Genomic DNA, 19,884 nt, shown 5'->3' with positions numbered 1-19,884 from the left:
GATCAGGAACAACGGATGAGGGAAAAGTGGAAACTTTAGCGAATTGATTTGGTTATACTTTTCAGAACAATGCTGACGAACACTTACGGTTCAGTCATTTACCCATTCCGCTTTCGCTTATATACTCGTGACTTTGCTAACAGCAACCAGACGGATTTCATGTACCAACCTGTCGCTCTATTCATTGGCCTGCGTTATATGCGTGGGCGTGCAGCAGATCGCTTCGGTCGCTTCGTTTCCTGGCTCTCCACCATTGGCATTACCCTCGGGGTAATGGCGCTGGTCACGGTGTTGTCGGTGATGAACGGTTTCGAGCGCGAGCTGCAAAACAATATCCTTGGCCTGATGCCTCAGGCCGTTCTCTCGTCTGAACAGGGTTCTCTGAACCCGCAGCAACTGCCGGAAAAAGCGGTGGTGTTGAACGGCGTCAACCGCGTCGCACCGATAACTACGGGGGATGTGGTGCTGCAAAGTGCGCGTAGCGTGGCGGTCGGCGTGATGCTGGGCATCGACCCGGCGCAAAAAGATCCTCTCACACCGTATCTGGTCAATGTGAAGCAAACAGATCTGCAGCCGGGTAAGTATAATGTCATCCTCGGTGAGCAGCTTGCCGGGCAGTTGGGCGTCAATCGCGGCGATCAAATTCGCGTGATGGTGCCTTCGGCCAGCCAGTTTACGCCGATGGGGCGTTTGCCGAGCCAGCGTCTGTTTACGGTGATTGGCACCTTCGCCGCCAACAGCGAAGTAGACGGCTACCAGATGCTGACCAACATTCAGGATGCTTCCCGCCTGATGCGCTATCCGGTGGGCAATATTACCGGCTGGCGTCTGTGGCTGAACGAACCGTTAAAAGTTGACACGCTGAGCCAGCAAACGCTGCCGCAGGGCACCAAATGGCAGGACTGGCGCGAGCGCAAAGGGGAACTGTTCCAGGCTGTGCGCATGGAGAAAAACATGATGGGGCTGCTGCTTAGCCTGATCGTGGCAGTTGCGGCTTTTAATATTATTACCTCGTTGGGTCTGATGGTAATGGAGAAGCAAGGGGAAGTGGCGATTCTACAAACGCAGGGGCTAACGCCGCGGCAAATCATGATGGTGTTTATGGTTCAGGGGGCCAGTGCCGGAATTATCGGCGCGCTGCTGGGCGCGGTGCTGGGCGCATTGCTTGCCAGCCAACTGAACAACCTGATGCCGATTATCGGCGTGCTGCTGGACGGTGCCGCGTTGCCGGTTGCTATTGAGCCGCTGCAGGTGATCGTCATTGCGCTGGTGGCGATGGCCATCGCGCTGCTGTCTACGCTTTATCCTTCCTGGCGCGCTGCCGCCACTCAACCCGCTGAGGCTTTACGTTATGAATAAGATCCTGTTGCAATGCGACAACCTGTGCAAACGCTATCAGGAAGGCACGGTGCAGACTGATGTTCTGCACGATGTCAGTTTTTGCGTCGGCGAGGGTGAGATGATGGCGATTGTCGGCAGCTCAGGCTCCGGCAAAAGTACACTGCTTCATCTGCTCGGCGGGCTGGATACACCTACTTCCGGCGACGTCATTTTTAGCGGTCAGCCGATGAGCAAACTCTCGTCAGCGGCGAAAGCGGAACTGCGTAATCAGAAGCTCGGATTTATTTACCAGTTCCACCATTTGTTGCCAGACTTTACCGCGCTGGAAAACGTGGCGATGCCGCTACTGATTGGCAAGAAGAAGCCGGCTGAAATTACCGAGCGCGCACGTGACATGCTGAAAGCGGTTGGGCTGGATCACCGTGCCAGCCACCGTCCGTCCGAACTTTCAGGCGGCGAGCGTCAACGTGTGGCGATTGCCCGTGCGCTGGTGAATAACCCGCGCCTGGTACTGGCAGACGAGCCAACGGGTAACCTTGATGCGCGAAACGCGGACAGCATTTTCGAACTGCTGGGTGAGCTGAACCGCTCTCAGGGCACGGCATTTCTGGTGGTGACGCACGATCTGCAACTGGCGAAGCGCATGAGCCGCCAGCTTGAAATGCGCGATGGTCGCCTGACGGCTGAACTGAGCCTGATGGGGGCTGAGTAATGGCATCGCCTTTATCATTATTGATTGGTCTGCGCTTTAGCCGCGGTCGGCGACGCGGTGGCATGGTGTCGCTGATTTCCGTGATTTCTACCGTCGGTATTGCGTTGGGTGTGGCGGTGTTGATCGTCGGTCTAAGCGCCATGAACGGATTTGAGCGAGAGTTGAACAACCGTATTCTGGCCGTGGTTCCGCACGGTGAGATTGAAGCGGTAAATCAGCCGTGGAACAACTGGCAGGAAGCACTCGACAAAGTTCAGAAAGTGCCTGGCATTGTCGCTGCTGCGCCTTATATCAATTTCACCGGACTGGTAGAGAGCGGGGCGAACTTGCGCGCGGTGCAGGTGAAGGGCGTTGACCCGAAACAGGAACAGCGTTTAAGCGCACTGCCATCCTTCGTGCAAAACCACGCCTGGGATAATTTTAAAGCCGGTGAACAACAAATCATCATTGGTAAGGGTATTGCCGATGCGCTGAAGGTGAAGCAGGACGACTGGGTGTCGATTATGATCCCTAACGCCAGCGCGGATCATAAGTTACAGCAGCCTAAACGCGTGCGTTTGCACGTTACCGGTATTCTGCAACTGAGCGGTCAGCTCGATCACAGCTTCGCCATGATCCCAATGGAAGACGCGCAGCAGTACCTGGATATGGGTTCCAGCGTTTCCGGGATTGCCCTGAAGGTCAACGATGTCTTTAACGCCAATAAGTTGGTGCGAGATGCGGGCGAAGTGACCAATAACTATGTTTATATTAAGAGCTGGATCGGTACTTACGGCTATATGTATCGCGATATCCAGATGATCCGCGCCATTATGTATCTGGCGATGGTGCTGGTGATTGGCGTAGCCTGCTTTAATATCGTTTCCACGTTAGTGATGGCGGTAAAAGACAAAAGCGGCGATATTGCGGTATTAAGAACGCTGGGGGCGAAAGACGGACTGATCCGCGCCATCTTCGTCTGGTATGGACTGCTGGCGGGTCTGTTCGGTAGCCTGATAGGTGTGGTTATTGGTGTTGTTGTTTCTCTACAGCTCACACCGATCATCAATGGTATTGAGGCGCTTATCGGCCATCAGTTCCTCTCCGGCGATATCTATTTCATTGACTTCCTGCCATCGGAATTACACTGGCTGGATGTGATTTACGTGCTGGTGACAGCATTAGTGCTGAGTCTTTTGGCGAGTTGGTATCCGGCGCGTCGCGCCAGCAATATTGATCCTGCGAGAGTACTTAGCGGCCAATAACAATATATACACTAAAGCATTCATGCTGCATCAAGGAGCGGTGATGTATTACGGATTTGACATCGGTGGGACTAAAATTGCGTTAGGCGTATTCGATAATCAACGTCGTTTGCAATGGGAAACGCGCGTCCCTACGCCGCGTGACAGTTATGACGCTTTCCTTGATGCGGTGTGCAATTTGGTGCAGGAAGCAGACCAGCGGTTTGGCATTAAAGGTTCGGTTGGCATCGGCATTCCTGGTATGCCGGAAACGGAGGACGGTACGCTGTATGCAGCCAACGTTCCTGCTGCCAGTGGCAAACCGCTGCGGGCCGATCTCAGCGCACGACTGGATCGTGATGTGCGTCTGGATAATGACGCCAACTGTTTTGCACTCTCCGAAGCCTGGGACGATGAGTTCACCCAGTATCCGTTAGTGATGGGCTTAATCCTCGGCACCGGTGTCGGTGGTGGCCTGGTGCTTAACGGAAAGTCTATCACTGGACGTAGCTATATTACCGGCGAGTTCGGTCATATCCGTTTGCCTGTTGATGCGTTGACGTTGATGGGATTTGATTTCCCGCTGCGTCGTTGCGGATGTGGTCAACTGGGGTGCATCGAAAGTTATCTTTCCGGTGGCGGATTTGCGTGGTTGTACCAGCATTACTACCATCAACCTCTGGATGCCCGTGAAATTATCACCCTCTGGGAGCAAGGCGATGAGCACGCACATGCGCATGTAGAGCGTTATCTGGATTTGCTGGCCGTTTGCCTGGGGAATATCCTGACTATCGTCGATCCAGATTTAGTGGTGATTGGCGGTGGCTTGTCGAACTTTACCGCTATTACGACGCAACTGGCGGGCAGGCTGCCACGTCATTTGCTGCCCGTTGCCCGTGTGCCGCGTATTGAGCAGGCACGACACGGTGATGCGGGTGGGATGCGCGGAGCCGCTTTCCTACATCTTACCGATTAATACAAAGAGGTTGTTATGCTGTCGCGTCGGGGTCATCGATTAAGCCGTTTTCGTAAAAATAAACGCCATTTGCGCGATCGCCTGCGTCAACGGATCTTTTTCAGAGACAGAGTGGTGCCTGAACTGGTGGAAAAACCAAGGGTGTTAGTCCTGACTGGCGCGGGAATTTCCGCTGAATCAGGGATTCGTACCTTCCGTGCTGCGGATGGTCTTTGGGAAGAACATCGGGTTGAGGATGTGGCAACGCCGGAAGGATTTAGCCGTAATCCTGGGTTGGTTCAGTCGTTTTATAACGCCCGTCGTCACCAGTTGCAACAGCCCGAAATTCAGCCAAACGCGGCGCATATTGCGTTGGCAAAACTCGAAGCCGAGCTGGGTGATCGCTTTCTACTGGTAACGCAAAATATTGATAATCTGCACGAACGTGCGGGAAGTCAGAACGTTATCCACATGCACGGCGAGCTTCTTAAGGTTCGCTGTTCGCAAAGCGGGCAGATTTTAGACTGGACAGGGGATGTCACGCCAGAAGACAAATGCCATTGCTGCCAGTTCCCTGCGCCCCTGCGACCGCACGTTGTCTGGTTTGGCGAAATGCCGCTGGGGATGGATGAAATTTATATGGCGCTGGCGATGGCAGATGTTTTCATTGCCATTGGCACGTCAGGGCATGTTTATCCGGCTGCGGGTTTTGTCCACGAAGCGCGTCTGCATGGGGCGCATACGGTGGAGTTAAATCTGGAGCCAAGCCAGGTGGGTAGCGAGTTCGAAGAGAAGTATTACGGCCCGGCAAGCCAGGTGGTGCCCGAGTTTGTGGAGAAGTTATTGAAGGGATTGTGATCACGGATGGCGTAGGCCCGATAAGCGCAGCGCCATCGGGCAGTTATGATGCGCCGGATGCGACGCTGGCGCGTCTTATCCGGCCTACGAGGAGGGCAATTAGCGTCCTGCTTTCAGCTTCTGATAATACTCTTCATAGATGGCGCTGGCGGAACCAACATCGTTCTGCCATTCCCCTTTGTTGATGGTTTCTGCATCCGGGTACAGGGTTTTATCATTCGCGACTTCCGGACTTAGCAGCTTGCGTGCCGCCAGGTTTGGCGTTGGATAACCAATAGTTTCCGCCACTTCTTTCGCCACGTCCGGGCGTAGCAGGAAGTTAATCAGCTTCAGCGCACCTTCTTTGTTTTTAGCATTTGCCGGAATAGACAGGCTGTCCATCCAGAAAATACCCCCTTCTTTCGGCCAGACGACTTCCAGCGGTGTACCTGCCTGACGCGCAACATATGCGGAGCCGTTCCACACCATCCCCAGATTGACTTCACCTTCCATATACGGGTTGGCCGGGTTGTCAGAGTTAAACGCCGCAACGTTAGGCATTAGCTTCTTCAGCTCGTTATACGCAGCTTCAATCTCTTTCGGGTCGGTGGTATTCCCGGAGTATCCCAGCTTGCGCAGCGCCATCTGGAACACTTCGCGGGCATCATCCGTTAACAGCAGGCTGCCCTTGTATTCCGGTTTCCACAGGTCAGCCCAGCTGGTCACGGTTTTGGGATCAATGGCATCACTGTTAATACCAATGGCCGTTGCACCCCAGATGTACGGGATTGAGTAGTCGTTATTCGGGTCAAACGGCTTATTGAGCATTTCCGGATCGAGGTTGTGGAAGTTGGTTAACGTCGACTTGTCGATCTTCTGGATCATGCCTTCTTTACGCATTTTGTCGACGTAATAGGTGGAAGGCACCACCAGATCGTACGCACCGTCTTTATAGGTTTTGAGCTTGGCGTACATGGTTTCGTTCGACTCGTAGGTCGAATAGATTACCTTAATGCCGGTCTCTTTGGTGAACTGTTCCAGTAATCCTGGCGGAACGTATTCGGTCCAGTTGTAGAAATAAAGCGTGTTGTTGTCATTCGCGTGAGCGGCGCTCATGCCCAGTGCCAGAGCACCCGCCGCGAGCAGGTGGCGTGACCATTTTTTCATCATTTAACGTCCCCTGAATTAAGGGCCTTAACGGCCCTTGGTTTTATCACGTGCAATAAGCTGGCTGGCGATCACCATAACCAGCGACAGAACCAACAAAATGGTTGCCAGTGCATTCACCTCTGGTGATACACCGACTTTAACCATTGAGTAGATTTTTAATGGCAAAATCTCATAGCCGGGTCCGGTGACGAAGGACGAAACCACGACATCATCCATCGACAGCGTAAAACTTAGCAACCAACCTGCAGCTACCGCCGGCATGGCCAGTGGCAGAATGATCTTGCGCAGAATGGTCACTTCACTGGCACCCAGGTCTTTAGCTGCTTCAAGCATACGTACGTCAAAGCCTTTCAAACGTGAGTAGACCGTTACGACCACAAAAGGTAGGCAGAACGTGATATGTGAAAACAGCAGCGACCAGAAGCCCAGTTGAATGCCAATCAGCATAAACAGCACCAGCAGCGAAATTGCCATCACGATATCCGGCGACATCATCACCACAAACAACATGCCGCTGACAAATGGTTTGCCACGAAAACGGTAGCGATATAAAGCGACCGCAGTCAGTGAACCGATCAGGGTGGCAAAGGTCGCGGAGAGCACGGCCATCGTCAGTGAGTGCTGTGCCGCCTGCAGCAAACTGTCGTTGTTCATCAGCAGCCCGTACCATTTGGTGGTAAAACCCTGCCAGTTAATGCCGAAGCGCGAGCTGTTAAAGGAGTTCACAATCAAAATGATGATTGGAATATACAGATACGCGTAGATAGCGGTCATGAAACCGCCTCTGAGCAGCCGACCGATCATTCGAGTTCCACCTTCTTGTTCAGCAAGCGCGAGGCGCGCCAGTAGATCAGCAGCATCAGCCCCATCACAATGGTCAGCGTAATGCTGGTGGCGGCACCAAACGGCCAGTCGCGGATGTTCAGGAACTGCACTTTAATCACATTACCAATCAGCAGGTTTTTCGCCCCGCCCATTAAGTCGGATACGTAAAACAGCCCCATGGCTGGCAGCATAACCAACAGGCATCCAGCGATAATTCCCGGCATCGTCAACGGAATAATGATGCGGGTGAAGGTCTGAAGTTTACTGGCACCCAAATCACGCGCGGCTTCCAGTAGCGGTTTATCGAGTTTTTCAATGCTGGAATAGAGCGGCATCACCATAAACGGCAGCAGGATGTACACCAGGCCGATAATCACCGCGCTGGGTGTAAACATGATACGAATAGGAGTATCGATAACGCCGAGCCACAACAGAAATTCGTTGAGATAGCCTTTGGTACTGAGGAAAATTTTGAGTCCGTAGATGCGGATAAGTGAATTGGTCCAGAACGGAACAATCAGCAGGAACAGCAGCAGCGGGCGCACTTTTTCCGGCAGTTTCACCAAAAACCAGGCAAACGGGTAGCCGAGTACCAGGCAGGCGAGCGTGGCAATCAGCGCCATATTGAGGGAATGAACCAGCACCTCAAAATAGAGCGGATCGAGCAGGCGTGTATAGTTTTCCAGCGTAAAGACCATTTTGACGAAATTGGCGTCGTCGCGGGTCAAAAAGCTGGTACCGATGATCATCAGGTTGGGCAGAAAGACAAACAACACAAGCCAACCGACAATGGTGACGATCACCACACTCTGGAATTTACTTGTGTTCTTCATCAGCCAGTACGACCTCCCAGCTTTCTACCCAGTTAATCGCCATTTTCTGGTCGAGCGAGTGGTCAAAGTCAGGATCGTCTTCGTTGAAGAATTCACTGACCATCACCATCTTGCCATTTTCCAGTTCCACAACCGACTCCAGCGTCATGCCTTTGTAGTTGCGTTCGCGCACGTAGCCGATCAGGCCTTCGATATGATTATCGTCGTTGATTTCATCCACGCGCAGATCTTCCGGGCGTAACAGAACGTGCAGTTTCTGTCCGGGAACCACCGCGAAGTTGACGTAAATATTGCACTCGCGGCCTTCAACGTTAGCACGAACGCGCTGCTCGTCCAGACGTTCTATCACCGTGGCGTTAAACATATTGATCTCGCCGATAAATCCGGCAACGAACAAATTTTTCGGCTCTTCGTAGATCTCGCGCGGTGTACCGTCCTGCTCAATCTTGCCGTCACGCATCACCACGATACGGTCTGACATAGTCAGCGCTTCTTCCTGATCGTGAGTGACAAAGACGAAAGTGATACCCAGCTTACGCTGTAACGCTTTCAGTTCGTTCTGCATCTGCTTGCGCAGTTTGTAGTCCAGCGCAGAGAGAGATTCATCTAACAGGAGTAAACGCGGTTTATTGACCACCGCACGGGCAATCGCCACGCGCTGCTGTTGGCCACCGGAGAGTTGATGCGGTTTTCGCTGAGCGAACTCTTCCAGTTGCACCATGCGCAGGGCTTCAGTAACGCGAGGAGGAATATCGGCTGCGGGGGTTTTCTGCATGCGTAAACCAAAGGCCACATTCTCATACACGGTCATGTGGGGGAATAACGCATAGCTTTGGAAGACGGTGTTCACGTAGCGGTTTTCCGCAGGAACGTGAGTGATGTCCTGGTTGTCCAACATAATATGACCGGAATCAACCGTTTCCAGACCGGCAATCAGGCGAAGAACGGTTGTTTTACCGCAGCCAGAGGGGCCGAGCAGCGTGAGAAATTCGCCATTGTTGATGGTCAAATCCAGGCTGGAAATCACCTCTTTGCCATCGAAACTTTTGCGAATTCCCGCTAATTGCACCAGTGGAGAAAGCGAACGCGGTTGTTTATTCAATTTTTTACTCTGTCCCATGTAAACGCAACGGATGGCTGACCGATGCGGGGTTTGTGGTTAACCACCTTGATGACTCTTAATGAGGGCGGTTATTCTACGGCAAACCATTGTAATCGCCAATCCTTGTTGCGAATTACTGACTTAACCCTATAGTCAGAGGGGATGTCAGGGAGAAATATTCTCACTTGCGGGGATAAAAGTGACCTGACGCAATATTTGTCTTTTGTTGCTTATTGATAATGTTGTCACAAAAAGTGAGGGTGACTGCATGGATAAACTACTTGAGCGTTTTTTACACTACGTGTCGCTGGACACCCAATCAAAATCGGGCGTGCGGCAGGTACCCAGCACTGAAGGACAGTGGAAGTTATTGCAGTTGCTTAAGCAGCAACTCGAAGAGATGGGGCTGGTCAATATTACCTTGAGCGACAAGGGGACGTTGATGGCAACGTTGCCCGCTAACGTTGCAGGCAATATTCCCGCGATCGGTTTTATTTCCCATGTGGATACCTCACCGGATTTCAGCGGTAAAAACGTTAATCCGCAAATTGTCGAAAACTATCGCGGCGGCGATATTGCGCTCGGTATTGGCGATGAGGTTTTGTCGCCGGTGATGTTCCCGGTGCTGCATCAACTTCTGGGTCAGACGTTGATCACCACAGATGGCAAAACGCTGCTGGGTGCGGATGATAAAGCCGGTATCGCCGAAATCATGACCGCACTGGCTGTGTTGATACAAAAAGATATTCCGCATGGCGATATCCGCGTGGCCTTTACGCCAGATGAAGAGGTCGGTAAAGGCGCGAAGCATTTCGACGTTGCAGCATTTGATGCGCAGTGGGCCTATACCGTCGACGGTGGCGGCGTGGGCGAACTGGAGTTTGAAAACTTCAACGCCGCGTCGGTCAATATCAAGATCGTCGGTAACAATGTGCATCCGGGTACGGCAAAAGGGGTGATGGTGAACGCGCTGTCGCTGGCGGCTCGCATCCATGCCGAAGTTCCCGCCGATGAAAGCCCGGAAGCGACGGAAGGCTATGAAGGTTTTTACCATCTGGCAAGCATGAAAGGGACGGTTGATCGGGCTGATATGCACTACATTATCCGCGATTTTGACCGTAAGCAGTTTGAAGCGCGTAAACGCAAAATCATGGATATTGCCAAAAAGGTCGGTAAAGGGTTACATCCGGACTGCTATATCGAGCTGGTGATTGAAGACAGCTACTACAATATGCGTGAAAAAGTGATCGAGCATCCGCATGTGCTGGATATCGCCAAGCAGGCAATGCGCGATTGTGACATTGAGCCGGATCTTAAACCCATTCGTGGTGGTACCGACGGCGCGCAACTGTCGTTCATGGGATTACCTTGCCCGAATCTGTTCACCGGTGGCTATAACTATCATGGTAAGCATGAGTTTGTGACACTGGAAGGCATGGAAAAAGCCGTGCAGGTGATTGTGCGAATTGCGGAATTGACGGCGAAACAGTAGCCGCTTTTGCCGGTAGATGCCGGATGGCGCTTCGCTTATCCGGCCTACGGGATACGCTATTTGTAGGCCGGATAAGCGAAGCGCCTTCCGGCGCACTTTCAATAGGTTATCCTTCGAAGAACCAGTATCCGCTATTCACCAGTGCGGCAAGCATGGCAAGGAAAGACGGATCTTCCAGTGCATCCTCAAAGTTTTCCGCTGTCAGAACAATATGGCTGGCGAGCGCATCCAGCGCCGGACGGTGAGGGGAGTCAATTTTCTCACCATTTACATAAACGTCATCGCCAATGCGCAGTACACGCAATCCACCCAGACGAACCAGGACATCGCCTTGCTTCAGGGCATCATAGATTTCGTCAGGCTGATAAGGCGGCTCAGGCGGCGCAACGTCCAGTTCATGACGCGACTGAGAGATAAACTCGCCAAACCACTGTTTAAAATGCTCCGGCTGGTTAATGAGCCCCAGCATCATTTCGCGCAGCTTGTCCATTTCCTGTGGCAGCACGTCTGCTGGATGGTCGCGCGGCGGTAGATCTGGATCGCTGTAGTACGTGCTACCCAGTTCGCGTTGCAGAACGTAATCAGCAAATCCGCTGATCAGCTCCCGGGTATTCGGTGCGCGGAAACCGACCGAATAGTTCATCGCGTTTTCCAGCGCATAACCTTCGTGCGGGAATCCCGGTGGAATGTACAGGATATCGCCGGGTTCCAGCTCTTCATCGATAATAGCTTCGAACGGGTCGACCTGAAGGAGATCCGGGTGAGGGCAGTGTTGTTTCAACTGCAGTTTTTCACCTACGCGCCAGCGACGACGACCGGTTCCCTGAATGATAAATACATCGTACTGATCCAGGTGCGGGCCAACGCCGCCGCCGGGGACAGAGAAAGAAATCATCAGGTCGTCGATGCGCCAGTCCGGTAATTCACGGAACGGGCGCATCAGCGCGGCAGTTGGCTCGTGCCAGTGGTTGACCGCCTGCACCAGCAAAGACCAGTTGTTCTCGCCAAGATGGTCGTAGCTTTCGAAGGGACCGTGGCTAACCTGCCATTTTCCGTCCTGGTGGCTGACGAGTCGGCTGTCGACTTCGTTTTCCATTGCCAGTCCAGCCAGTTCGTCAGGAGAGAGAGGATCAATAAAATTGTTAAACCCGCGTTTTAAGACCACCGGGCGTTTCTGCCAGTGGCGTTCAAGAAAATCGGGCCAGTTAAGTGTGAGTTGGTATTCCATAATGAGCATCCCGCAGGCTGGTATCTGCAACCGATTATAACGGATACTTAACCTCAAGCGTGAAGTCAGTACATATTTATTACATGTAAAGATTACTCGTCTTTTTGTCCCGGATGTTGGCGGCCGAAAATAACTTCCATGCGCGCTCCGCCCAGCAGACTGTCGCCAGCGATAATCTGCCCGTCATATTGCTCGGTGATCTCACGTGCGACAGCCAAACCCACGCCTTGCCCGGGGCGTAAGGTATCCACGCGCTGACCACGGTCGAACACCACTTCACGTTTACTGTGTGGAATACCGGGGCCGTCATCTTCTACCACAATGTGCAGATGATCTTCCGTTAATTGCGCTGAGATCTCGACAAATTCCAGGCAATATTTACAGGCGTTATCCAGGACGTTGCCCAGCACTTCGACGAAATCGTTCTGTTCACCCACAAAGCTTGTCTCAGGCGAAATGTCGAGATTAATGTTAACCCCTTTACGCTGGTACACCTTGTTTAATGCAGAGGTCAGTTTATCCAGCAACGGTGCAACCGGATGCAATTCCCGGCTGAGAAGGGCGCTACTGCCGCGCATGCTGGCACGATGCAGATAATAGCCAATTTGCTGTGAAATACGGCTAATTTGCTCCAGCATGACGGGTTCAGCATCGCTCACGCTCATTTTCTCATTACGCATCGAGCGTAGCGTGCTTTGCAATACGGCCAACGGTGTTTTCAGGCTGTGGGTGAGGTCAGTTAACGTGGTACGGTATTTATCGTAGCGCTCACGTTCGCTCTTTAATAAGCGGTTGAGGTTACGCACCAGACTGGTGAGTTCACGCGTGGTGGCAGGATTAAGCATCTCGCGATGATGCTCTTCAAGCTCACGGACTTCGCGTGCCAGTGATTCGATAGGTCGCAGGCTCCACCAGGCTGCAACCCACAGCAACGGGATAACCAACAGTAAATTGGCAACCAGCACATAAATAAACCAGCTCCAGACCATATATGAGCGTTTGAGCTCAATAGGAATGGTATCAACAACCACAATGGTCAGTTGTGGCATTCTGGCGGTGGCAGGGTAGATGTTCACTGCCACGGAGTGGGTCATTTCTGCATTATCGTCATCTTCTCTGACTTCTTTTAACTGCTGCTGAGCGGAGTGATCTTCTCCCAGCAAGGTGCTGGTGGCGTCTACATTGGCTTCAATTTCATGAAAACCGTTGGTTTTTAGCCAGTCCGGTTGGATACTTTTCGTCAGCCAGGGAACATTGCGCTGCGCCCACAACAATTCACCGCTTTCGTTATAGATCAGCGACATTGTTGGGCTTTGCATATCGAGATTTTCAGGCAACTCGACGTTTATCTTGCCGTTTTCCCACTTTGCCAGGGTATAGAATAGATTACTTTCACCCCGCAGCAGGCGGAACGTTGTCTTATCAAAGCTGACGCTGTAGCCCACCAGGGCAACCATGCCGTAGGCCAGCGACAGCACCAACACCACGCCCGCGGTGGCCAGTAAAAAGCGCAGCCGCAGCGATAACGGGAAAAAATGACGCAATAATTTTTTCATTAGCGCAGTTCGAAAAGATAGCCTTGTCCACGTACGGTAGTGATCACCTCATGCGGATATTGCGCCTGTATTTTCTTACGCAGACGTCCCATTAGAACATCAATGGTGTGACTTTCACGCAGCTCGGCATCCGGATAAAGCTGCAGCATGAGCGAATCTTTACTGACCACTTTGCCATTATTACGGATGAGTGTTTCCATAATGGTGTATTCAAACGCCGTGAGTTTGATAACTTCATCATTGACGGATAACTCGCGTCGGGAGAGGTCCACCTGAAAAGGCGGAAGGGAGATAATTTGCGATGCCAGACCGCTGTTTCGACGCATCAGTGCCTGCATGCGTGCAGCCACTTCTTCGATGTGAAACGGTTTGGTGACATAATCGTCAGCGCCAGCGCTGAGGACTTCCACTTTGTCCTGCCAGCCTTCGCGCGCGGTTAATACCAGAATCGGCAGCGAAACCTCATTACTGCGCCAGCGGCGGATCAGCGACAAACCATCTTCATCGGGGAGCCCTAAATCAACGATCGCGATATCCGGCAGATGCTCATTCAGATAATAGTCCGCTTCCTTCGCATCTTCTGCATCATCCACCTGATGCCCTAAATCCTGTAACTGAACCTTGAGGTGGTGGCGTAATAAAGCATTATCCTCGACAACCAGTACGCGCATCAACGTTTCTCCCTAAAATAATGGTTTGAATAGTTTAACGCTGATTATGTGGCTGTGGGGATAAACATTTAATAAACCGGGGGAAGGGATAATGTTGCGTGTGATAAAAAGCCGGAATCGCTTACGCTTATCCGGCTTCTGTTCAGCAGCTGGGGAGTTGCTGATTACTTCAGTTCATCAACCATGGTGATGGCGCGACCAATGTAATTGGCCGGCGTCATGGCTTTCAGGCGAGTTTTCTCTTCTTCCGGCAGTGCCAGACCATCGATAAACTGCTTCATACCTTCGGCGTCAACGCGCTTGCCGCGGGTCAGTTCTTTCAGCTTCTCGTACGGTTTTTCAATGCCATAGCGACGCATCACGGTCTGGATCGGCTCTGCCAGAACTTCCCAGTTATGATCCAGTTCATCCAGCAGATGATCGCGGTTCACTTCCAGTTTGCTCACACCCTTCAGCGTGGACTGATAGGCGATCAGCGCATAGCCAATGCCCACGCCCAGGTTACGCAGAACGGTTGAATCGGTCAGGTCGCGCTGCCAGCGGGAAACCGGCAGTTTGCTCGCCAGGTGTTGCAGAACCGCGTTAGACAAGCCCAGGTTACCCTCAGAGTTTTCGAAATCGATAGGGTTTACTTTGTGCGGCATGGTGGAAGAACCAATTTCACCGGCAACAGTTTTCTGCTTGAAGTGACCCAACGCAATGTAACCCCAGACGTCGCGATCGAAATCGATCAGAATGGTGTTAAAACGGGCGATGCAATCAAACAGCTCAGCAATGTAGTCGTGCGGCTCAATCTGCGTGGTGTAGGGGTTCCACTGGATGCCCAGCGAGGTGACGAACTCTTCGCTAAACTGATGCCAGTCAACTTCCGGGTAAGCGGCGATGTGGGCGTTATAGTTACCCACAGCACCGTTGATTTTACCGAGGATTTCAACCTGGTTGAGCTGGCGATACTGACGTTCCATGCGGTACGCCACGTTTGCCATCTCTTTGCCCATCGTTGACGGGGTGGCAGGTTGACCGTGAGTACGGGATAGCAGGGGAATATCGCGATATTCAACAGAAAGCGCGGTGATGCCATCAATCAGTTGGCGCCAGTACGGCAGGACTACTTCGTCGCGCGCCGTTTTCAGCATCAGCGCGTGAGACAGGTTGTTGATGTCTTCTGAGGTGCATGCGAAGTGGATAAACTCGGAAACAGCGTGCAGTTCCGGGATATCCGCCACTTTTTCTTTCAGGAAATACTCAACTGCCTTCACGTCATGGTTGGTCGTACGCTCGATGGTTTTGATACGCGCAGCATCTTCTTCATTGAAGTTAGCGACGATCGCATCAAGGTAACCGATTGCGTCGGCAGCAAAAGCAGGAACTTCCTTGATCGCTGCGTGCGCGGCCAGTTTTTGCAGCCAGCGTACTTCAACCTGTACACGGAATTTCAGCAAACCGTATTCGCTGAAAATCCCGCGCAGCGCGCTGACTTTATCGCCGTAGCGTCCATCGACAGGGGAAACGGCGGTCAGTGAGGATAATTCCATAGATCACAACTCCGGGGTTAAATGAGCAAGAATTTGTTTTGCCTGAGTCGTCAGGCGATTACGAGAAAACATGAGTTGCAGACGGCCGCCACCTACCTGATGCCAGAGCACGGCAGCGCGAATGCCAGCCAGCAATGAAGCGCGTACTTTGGCCTGAACCTGTGGGCTCTGCAGGATAGCCGGGGAGCCAGTGACCTGAATACGCGGGCCGAGTGGGCTGATGACGTCAACATAAATGCCGGCCATCGCACTCATCAGTGTTTCTGACTGCAAATCAAAATGGTCCAGTTGGCGCTGCAAGCCGTTGATACGGTCTCCCAGCGTGTCCATGGCGCCTTTGGCGGCTGAAAGCTTACGCTCCAGTACCATCAGGCTTAATGTATAGCGGGTAAGTTCCGCGTTCAGCCCCTGACGGCTGCTGGCGTTGAGCACGCCGAGCATCGTTTCCAGACCGAGACGCAGGTTGGCCTCGCTGCCGCCAAACACGCCCAGCGTAGAGCTGGGATTCATGTCAATGACGCTGTTCAGTGAAACGTGTAATGCATCGGCATCACAATGCCCCTGGTGCGCCAGTTCTTGCACCAGGCGTGCCGACTGACAAATGCCTGCCAGGGCGAGGGTGATGTCATAATAATTCTTTGCCACGTTCACTGCTTCCTTGTATCAAATGTGTAAATAATTATACCGGCAGAGGCAATCGTTGTTCGATAATGCCGCCGCCGAGGCACACTTCGCCATTGTAAAAGACCGCCGACTGACCCGGCGTTACCGCCGCGACGGGTTCATCGAAAATGACTTCAATACGCTCGGCATCCAGTGCCTTAACGGTGCACGGAATGTCGGTCTGACGATAGCGGGTTTTCACCGTGCAGCGCATGGTGCCGGTGAACGGTTGACGGTCGACCCAATGTAATTGCTGTGCAATCAGGCCAACGGACATGAGGCGCGGGTGTTCATGACCCTGAGCGACAACCAGAATGTTGTTCTCAACGTCTTTATCCACGACATACCATGGATCTTCGGTACCTTCTTTTGTTCCGCCAATACCCAGACCTTTACGCTGACCCAGGGTGTGATACATCAGCCCCTGATGCTGGCCAATTTCTTCACCGTCAACGGTAATGATCTTGCCGGGTTGTGCCGGCAGGTAACGACCGAGGAACTCACGGAACTTACGTTCACCGATGAAGCAGATGCCGGTGGAGTCTTTTTTCTTCGCAGTAACCAGACCCAGATCTTCGGCAATTTTACGTACCTGCGGTTTTTCCAGTTCGCCAACCGGGAACAGGCTTTGCGCAATTTGCTCATGGCCGAGGGTATAGAGGAAATAGCTTTGGTCTTTATTGCCATCAAGCCCACGCAGCAGTCGACTTTTACCGTCGACATCCGCGCGACGCACGTAGTGACCGGTGGCGATGTAATCGGCACCTAAATCTTCAGCGGCAAATTCGAGGAAGGCTTTAAATTTAATTTCTTTGTTGCACAGAATATCCGGGTTCGGCGTACGGCCCGCTTTGTACTCTTCAAGGAACAGTTCAAAGACGTTGTCCCAATATTCTGCGGCAAAGTTGACGGTATGCAGCTCAATGCCGAGTTTGTCACAGACAGCCTGAGCATCCGCAAGGTCGGCGGCTGCTGTGCAATATTCCTCGCCATCGTCCTCTTCCCAGTTCTTCATGAACAGGCCTTCTACCTGATAACCCTGTTGTTGCAACAGCCAGGCAGAAACGGAGGAATCGACACCGCCGGACATGCCGACGATCACTTTTTTTGGGCTTTCAGACATAGGAATACTCACGACATTGAACTTCAAGGCGGCATATTCTAGCACGCAGCCCCTTACTTGACACCCTCTGTAAACGGCCAGTTAAATTCACCGATCATCGCCAGCGGGTAGCGTTGTCCGCTCTGGTAGCAGCGAATGCTCTCCGCAACCAGCGGTGAGCGCAGGTTTGGCGCGCAGAGAACCTCTTCTGCGCTGACCCAGTGACAGCAATCTATATCGCTGTCATGAGGTTCGGTAGCGCACATATTGGCAAGCTCGATAGAAAACAGAAAACGTAAAAAGGGCGTTTTATCCGGCGCAATCCATTGATGCATTCGAATGAAATGCTGTGGCTGTGCGTGGATACCTGTCTCTTCCCAGAGCTCGCGCGCGGCGGCCTGCACTAACGTCTCATCCGCTTCCAGATGTCCTGCTGGTTGATTCCACAAGGCTTTGCCATTGATTGTTTCCTCAACGACCAAAAACTTATCTTCTGCATGCACAATGCAGGCGACCGTGACGTGCGGTTTGAACATACCTGTTCCTTATTCAGTTAGTTACATCCCGCCATTGACCATTGGCGAGATTATCCAGTGTGTAATCCCCCATGGCGTAGCGAATGAGACGCAGCGTCGGGAATCCAACGTGGGCTGTCATGCGGCGAACCTGGCGGTTGCGGCCTTCATATAAGATCACTTTCAGCCAGGTGGTGGGGATATTTTTCCGCTCCCGAATGGGCGGGTTTCTCGGCCACAGCCATGCAGGCTCTTCTACCACTTCAATACCTGCTGGCAGCGTGGGGCCGTCATTGAGCGTTACCCCGGTACGCAGCGCATCCAGCGCTTCTGCAGTTGGCTCGCCTTCAACCTGCACGTAATAAATTTTCCCGGTGCGCTTTCCGGGTTGTGTTAAACGGGCCTGCAGTGCACCGTCATTGGTCAGCACCAAAAGCCCTTCACTGTCCCGGTCGAGTCGGCCCGCAGCATAGATTCCCGGCACGGGAATAAAATCTTTTAACGTGCTTCTGCCTGCCTCGTCCGTAAATTGCGGCAAAACATCGTAGGGTTTATTGAACAAAACCACGCGTTTTGGCTGGTTTTCTTTACGCTGCCTGGTGACTTGTCGTGAGCTGAATCGCTCAACCCGGTGATTTCTAAAAGAAGTTTTTTGCATGGTATTTTCAGATTATATCAATTGCCGCATTATAGCCTAAGAACGAGTGTCTTTCATGGCGGCAAACATTAGGGTAGTATTGACATGCTCATTACAAAACATTAACAAAAAATTGCTCTAACGCATTCGTGCAGCAGGACGCAAACGCACATGCAGCGCGATGACAGACGAGCAGAACCAGAAGCGCTCGAAGGAGAGGTGAATGGAAAGCAAAGTAGTTGTTCCGGCGGAAGGTAAGAAGATCACCCTGCAAAACGGCAAACTCAACGTTCCTGAAAATCCGATTATCCCGTTCATTGAAGGCGACGGTATCGGCGTTGATGTAACCCCACCGATGATCAAAGTTGTCGATGCTGCTGTCGAGAAAGCCTATAAAGGCGAGCGTAAAATCTCCTGGATGGAAATCTACACCGGTGAGAAATCCACTCAGGTTTATGGCCAGGACGTCTGGCTGCCTGCTGAAACCCTTGATCTTATTCGTGAATATCGTGTTGCCATCAAAGGCCCACTGACCACTCCAGTTGGCGGCGGTATTCGCTCTCTGAACGTTGCCCTGCGTCAGGAACTTGACCTGTATGTCTGCCTGCGTCCGGTGCGTTATTACCAGGGTACACCTAGCCCGGTTAAACACCCAGAACTGACCGACATGGTCATCTTCCGTGAAAACTCAGAAGATATCTATGCGGGGATTGAGTGGAAAGCGGACTCCGCTGATGCTGAGAAAGTGATTAAATTCCTGCGCGAAGAGATGGGCGTGAAGAAAATCCGCTTCCCGGAACATTGCGGTATCGGTATCAAGCCGTGTTCCGAAGAAGGGACCAAGCGTCTGGTTCGTGCAGCGATTGAGTACGCCATCGCTAACGATCGTGATTCTGTTACCCTGGTTCATAAAGGTAACATTATGAAATTCACCGAAGGCGCGTTCAAAGACTGGGGTTACCAGTTGGCGCGTGAAGAGTTCGGTGGTGAACTGATTGATGGCGGTCCGTGGGTTAAAATCAAGAACCCGAAAACCGGTAAAGAGATCGTGGTTAAGGACGTTATCGCCGATGCGTTCCTGCAACAGATCCTGCTGCGTCCCGCTGAGTACGATGTTATCGCGTGTATGAACCTGAACGGTGACTACATCTCCGATGCGCTGGCAGCACAGGTTGGTGGTATTGGTATCGCACCGGGTGCCAACATTGGTGACGAATGTGCGCTGTTTGAAGCAACCCACGGTACTGCACCGAAGTACGCAGGCCAGGATAAAGTGAACCCAGGTTCCATCATCCTGTCTGCAGAAATGATGCTGCGCCACATGGGTTGGACCGAAGCGGCTGACTTAATTGTTAAAGGTATGGAAGGCGCGATCAACGCCAAGACCGTAACTTATGATTTCGAACGTCTGATGGATTGCGCTAAACTGCTGAAATGTAGCGAGTTTGGTGACGCGATCATCGAAAACATGTAATCCAGATTCTGGG

At 52.3% G+C, this 19,884-nt stretch carries 19 protein-coding genes; 7 read left to right on the top strand and 12 right to left on the bottom strand.

All coding sequences use genetic code 11. The annotated features are described in order from the left end of the window. Positions 1-159 precede the first annotated feature (159 nt). From lolC to cobB, 5 genes are read left to right on the top strand one after another with little or no spacing between them, the layout of a single operon-like run. Positions 160-1,359, top strand: a complete 1,200-nt coding sequence (gene lolC, locus HV041_RS11000) for a lipoprotein-releasing ABC transporter permease subunit LolC (protein ID WP_003030806.1) — start codon at positions 160-162, stop codon at positions 1,357-1,359. Continuing rightward, on the top strand, positions 1,352-2,053 hold the full coding sequence (gene lolD / locus HV041_RS10995; protein WP_003832278.1) for a lipoprotein-releasing ABC transporter ATP-binding protein LolD: 702 nt from the start codon (positions 1,352-1,354) through the stop codon (positions 2,051-2,053). The genes lolC and lolD overlap by 8 nt, the downstream gene beginning before the upstream one ends. Beyond that, on the top strand, positions 2,053-3,297 hold the full coding sequence (gene lolE / locus HV041_RS10990; protein ID WP_121584516.1) for a lipoprotein-releasing ABC transporter permease subunit LolE: 1,245 nt from the start codon (positions 2,053-2,055) through the stop codon (positions 3,295-3,297). Before lolD ends, lolE begins: the two co-directional genes overlap by 1 nt. 43 nt (positions 3,298-3,340) lie before the next feature. Further along, entirely contained in the window at positions 3,341-4,252 is a 912-nt protein-coding gene (gene nagK / locus HV041_RS10985) for an N-acetylglucosamine kinase (protein WP_048211952.1), read from the top strand. A gap of 15 nt (positions 4,253-4,267) precedes the next feature. Continuing rightward, complete coding sequence (cobB, locus tag HV041_RS10980; protein WP_040231971.1) at positions 4,268-5,089, top strand: Sir2 family NAD+-dependent deacetylase; 822 nt, start codon at positions 4,268-4,270, stop codon at positions 5,087-5,089. Between the two features lie 99 nt (positions 5,090-5,188). Here the strand turns inward: cobB and potD are convergent, their stop codons facing one another. Genes potD through potA form a run of 4 tightly spaced genes read right to left on the bottom strand, consistent with a single transcriptional unit; the run spans position 5,189 to position 9,016 of the window. Next, positions 5,189-6,235: a spermidine/putrescine ABC transporter substrate-binding protein PotD gene (potD, locus tag HV041_RS10975; RefSeq protein WP_029139492.1), complete on the bottom strand. Its 1,047-nt coding sequence runs from the start codon at positions 6,233-6,235 to the stop codon at positions 5,189-5,191. A gap of 27 nt (positions 6,236-6,262) precedes the next feature. Next, on the bottom strand, positions 6,263-7,042 hold the full coding sequence (gene potC, locus HV041_RS10970) for a spermidine/putrescine ABC transporter permease PotC (protein WP_003030794.1): 780 nt from the start codon (positions 7,040-7,042) through the stop codon (positions 6,263-6,265). Then, positions 7,039-7,896 (bottom strand): spermidine/putrescine ABC transporter permease PotB, encoded by an 858-nt coding sequence (potB, locus tag HV041_RS10965; protein ID WP_003030793.1) that lies wholly within the window; start codon positions 7,894-7,896, stop codon positions 7,039-7,041. Before potB ends, potC begins: the two co-directional genes overlap by 4 nt. Beyond that, positions 7,880-9,016: a spermidine/putrescine ABC transporter ATP-binding protein PotA gene (gene potA, locus HV041_RS10960; protein ID WP_048211951.1), complete on the bottom strand. Its 1,137-nt coding sequence runs from the start codon at positions 9,014-9,016 to the stop codon at positions 7,880-7,882. The genes potB and potA overlap by 17 nt, the downstream gene beginning before the upstream one ends. Positions 9,017-9,266: 250 nt before the next feature. Here potA and pepT point away from each other — a divergent pair, with 250 nt between their 5' ends. Further along, a complete protein-coding gene (gene pepT / locus HV041_RS10955) occupies positions 9,267-10,490 on the top strand; it encodes a peptidase T (protein WP_121584517.1) in 1,224 nt (407 codons plus the stop codon). Positions 10,491-10,596: 106 nt separating this feature from the next. On the opposite strand, the gene roxA is transcribed toward pepT, so the two are convergent. The 8 genes from roxA to rluE all read right to left on the bottom strand — a co-directional run bounded on the left by roxA (position 10,597) and on the right by rluE (position 18,418). Continuing rightward, a complete protein-coding gene (gene roxA / locus HV041_RS10950; protein ID WP_121584518.1) occupies positions 10,597-11,718 on the bottom strand; it encodes a [50S ribosomal protein L16]-arginine 3-hydroxylase in 1,122 nt (373 codons plus the stop codon). 92 nt (positions 11,719-11,810) lie between these two features. Beyond that, a complete protein-coding gene (gene phoQ, locus HV041_RS10945) occupies positions 11,811-13,274 on the bottom strand; it encodes a two-component system sensor histidine kinase PhoQ (RefSeq protein WP_165712789.1) in 1,464 nt (487 codons plus the stop codon). Continuing rightward, entirely contained in the window at positions 13,274-13,945 is a 672-nt protein-coding gene (phoP, locus tag HV041_RS10940) for a two-component system response regulator PhoP (protein ID WP_003030783.1), read from the bottom strand. The genes phoQ and phoP overlap by 1 nt, the downstream gene beginning before the upstream one ends. A gap of 164 nt (positions 13,946-14,109) precedes the next feature. Then, positions 14,110-15,480, bottom strand: a complete 1,371-nt coding sequence (purB, locus tag HV041_RS10935; RefSeq protein ID WP_003846707.1) for an adenylosuccinate lyase — start codon at positions 15,478-15,480, stop codon at positions 14,110-14,112. A gap of 3 nt (positions 15,481-15,483) precedes the next feature. Beyond that, positions 15,484-16,125, bottom strand: a complete 642-nt coding sequence (hflD, locus tag HV041_RS10930) for a high frequency lysogenization protein HflD (protein WP_016153409.1) — start codon at positions 16,123-16,125, stop codon at positions 15,484-15,486. A gap of 34 nt (positions 16,126-16,159) precedes the next feature. Then, positions 16,160-17,266 carry a tRNA 2-thiouridine(34) synthase MnmA gene (mnmA, locus tag HV041_RS10925; RefSeq protein WP_048212599.1) on the bottom strand — a complete coding sequence of 369 codons (1,107 nt, stop codon included), beginning with the start codon at positions 17,264-17,266 and terminating at the stop codon, positions 16,160-16,162. 53 nt (positions 17,267-17,319) lie between these two features. Then, positions 17,320-17,781 (bottom strand): NUDIX hydrolase, encoded by a 462-nt coding sequence (locus HV041_RS10920; RefSeq protein WP_048211947.1) that lies wholly within the window; start codon positions 17,779-17,781, stop codon positions 17,320-17,322. Between the two features lie 13 nt (positions 17,782-17,794). Next, complete coding sequence (rluE, locus tag HV041_RS10915) at positions 17,795-18,418, bottom strand: 23S rRNA pseudouridine(2457) synthase RluE (RefSeq protein ID WP_121584520.1); 624 nt, start codon at positions 18,416-18,418, stop codon at positions 17,795-17,797. A 202-nt stretch (positions 18,419-18,620) separates the two neighbouring features. On the opposite strand from rluE, the gene icd reads away from it, so the two are divergent. Beyond that, a complete protein-coding gene (gene icd, locus HV041_RS10910; RefSeq protein WP_121584521.1) occupies positions 18,621-19,871 on the top strand; it encodes an NADP-dependent isocitrate dehydrogenase in 1,251 nt (416 codons plus the stop codon). Positions 19,872-19,884: the final 13 nt, after the last annotated feature.

Source organism: Citrobacter sp. RHBSTW-00029, from assembly GCF_014104295.1.
GTDB lineage: Bacteria > Pseudomonadota > Gammaproteobacteria > Enterobacterales > Enterobacteriaceae > Citrobacter > Citrobacter youngae.
Note: the sequence above shows the minus strand (reverse complement) of the source record. Positions and strands in the feature narration are given on the sequence as shown.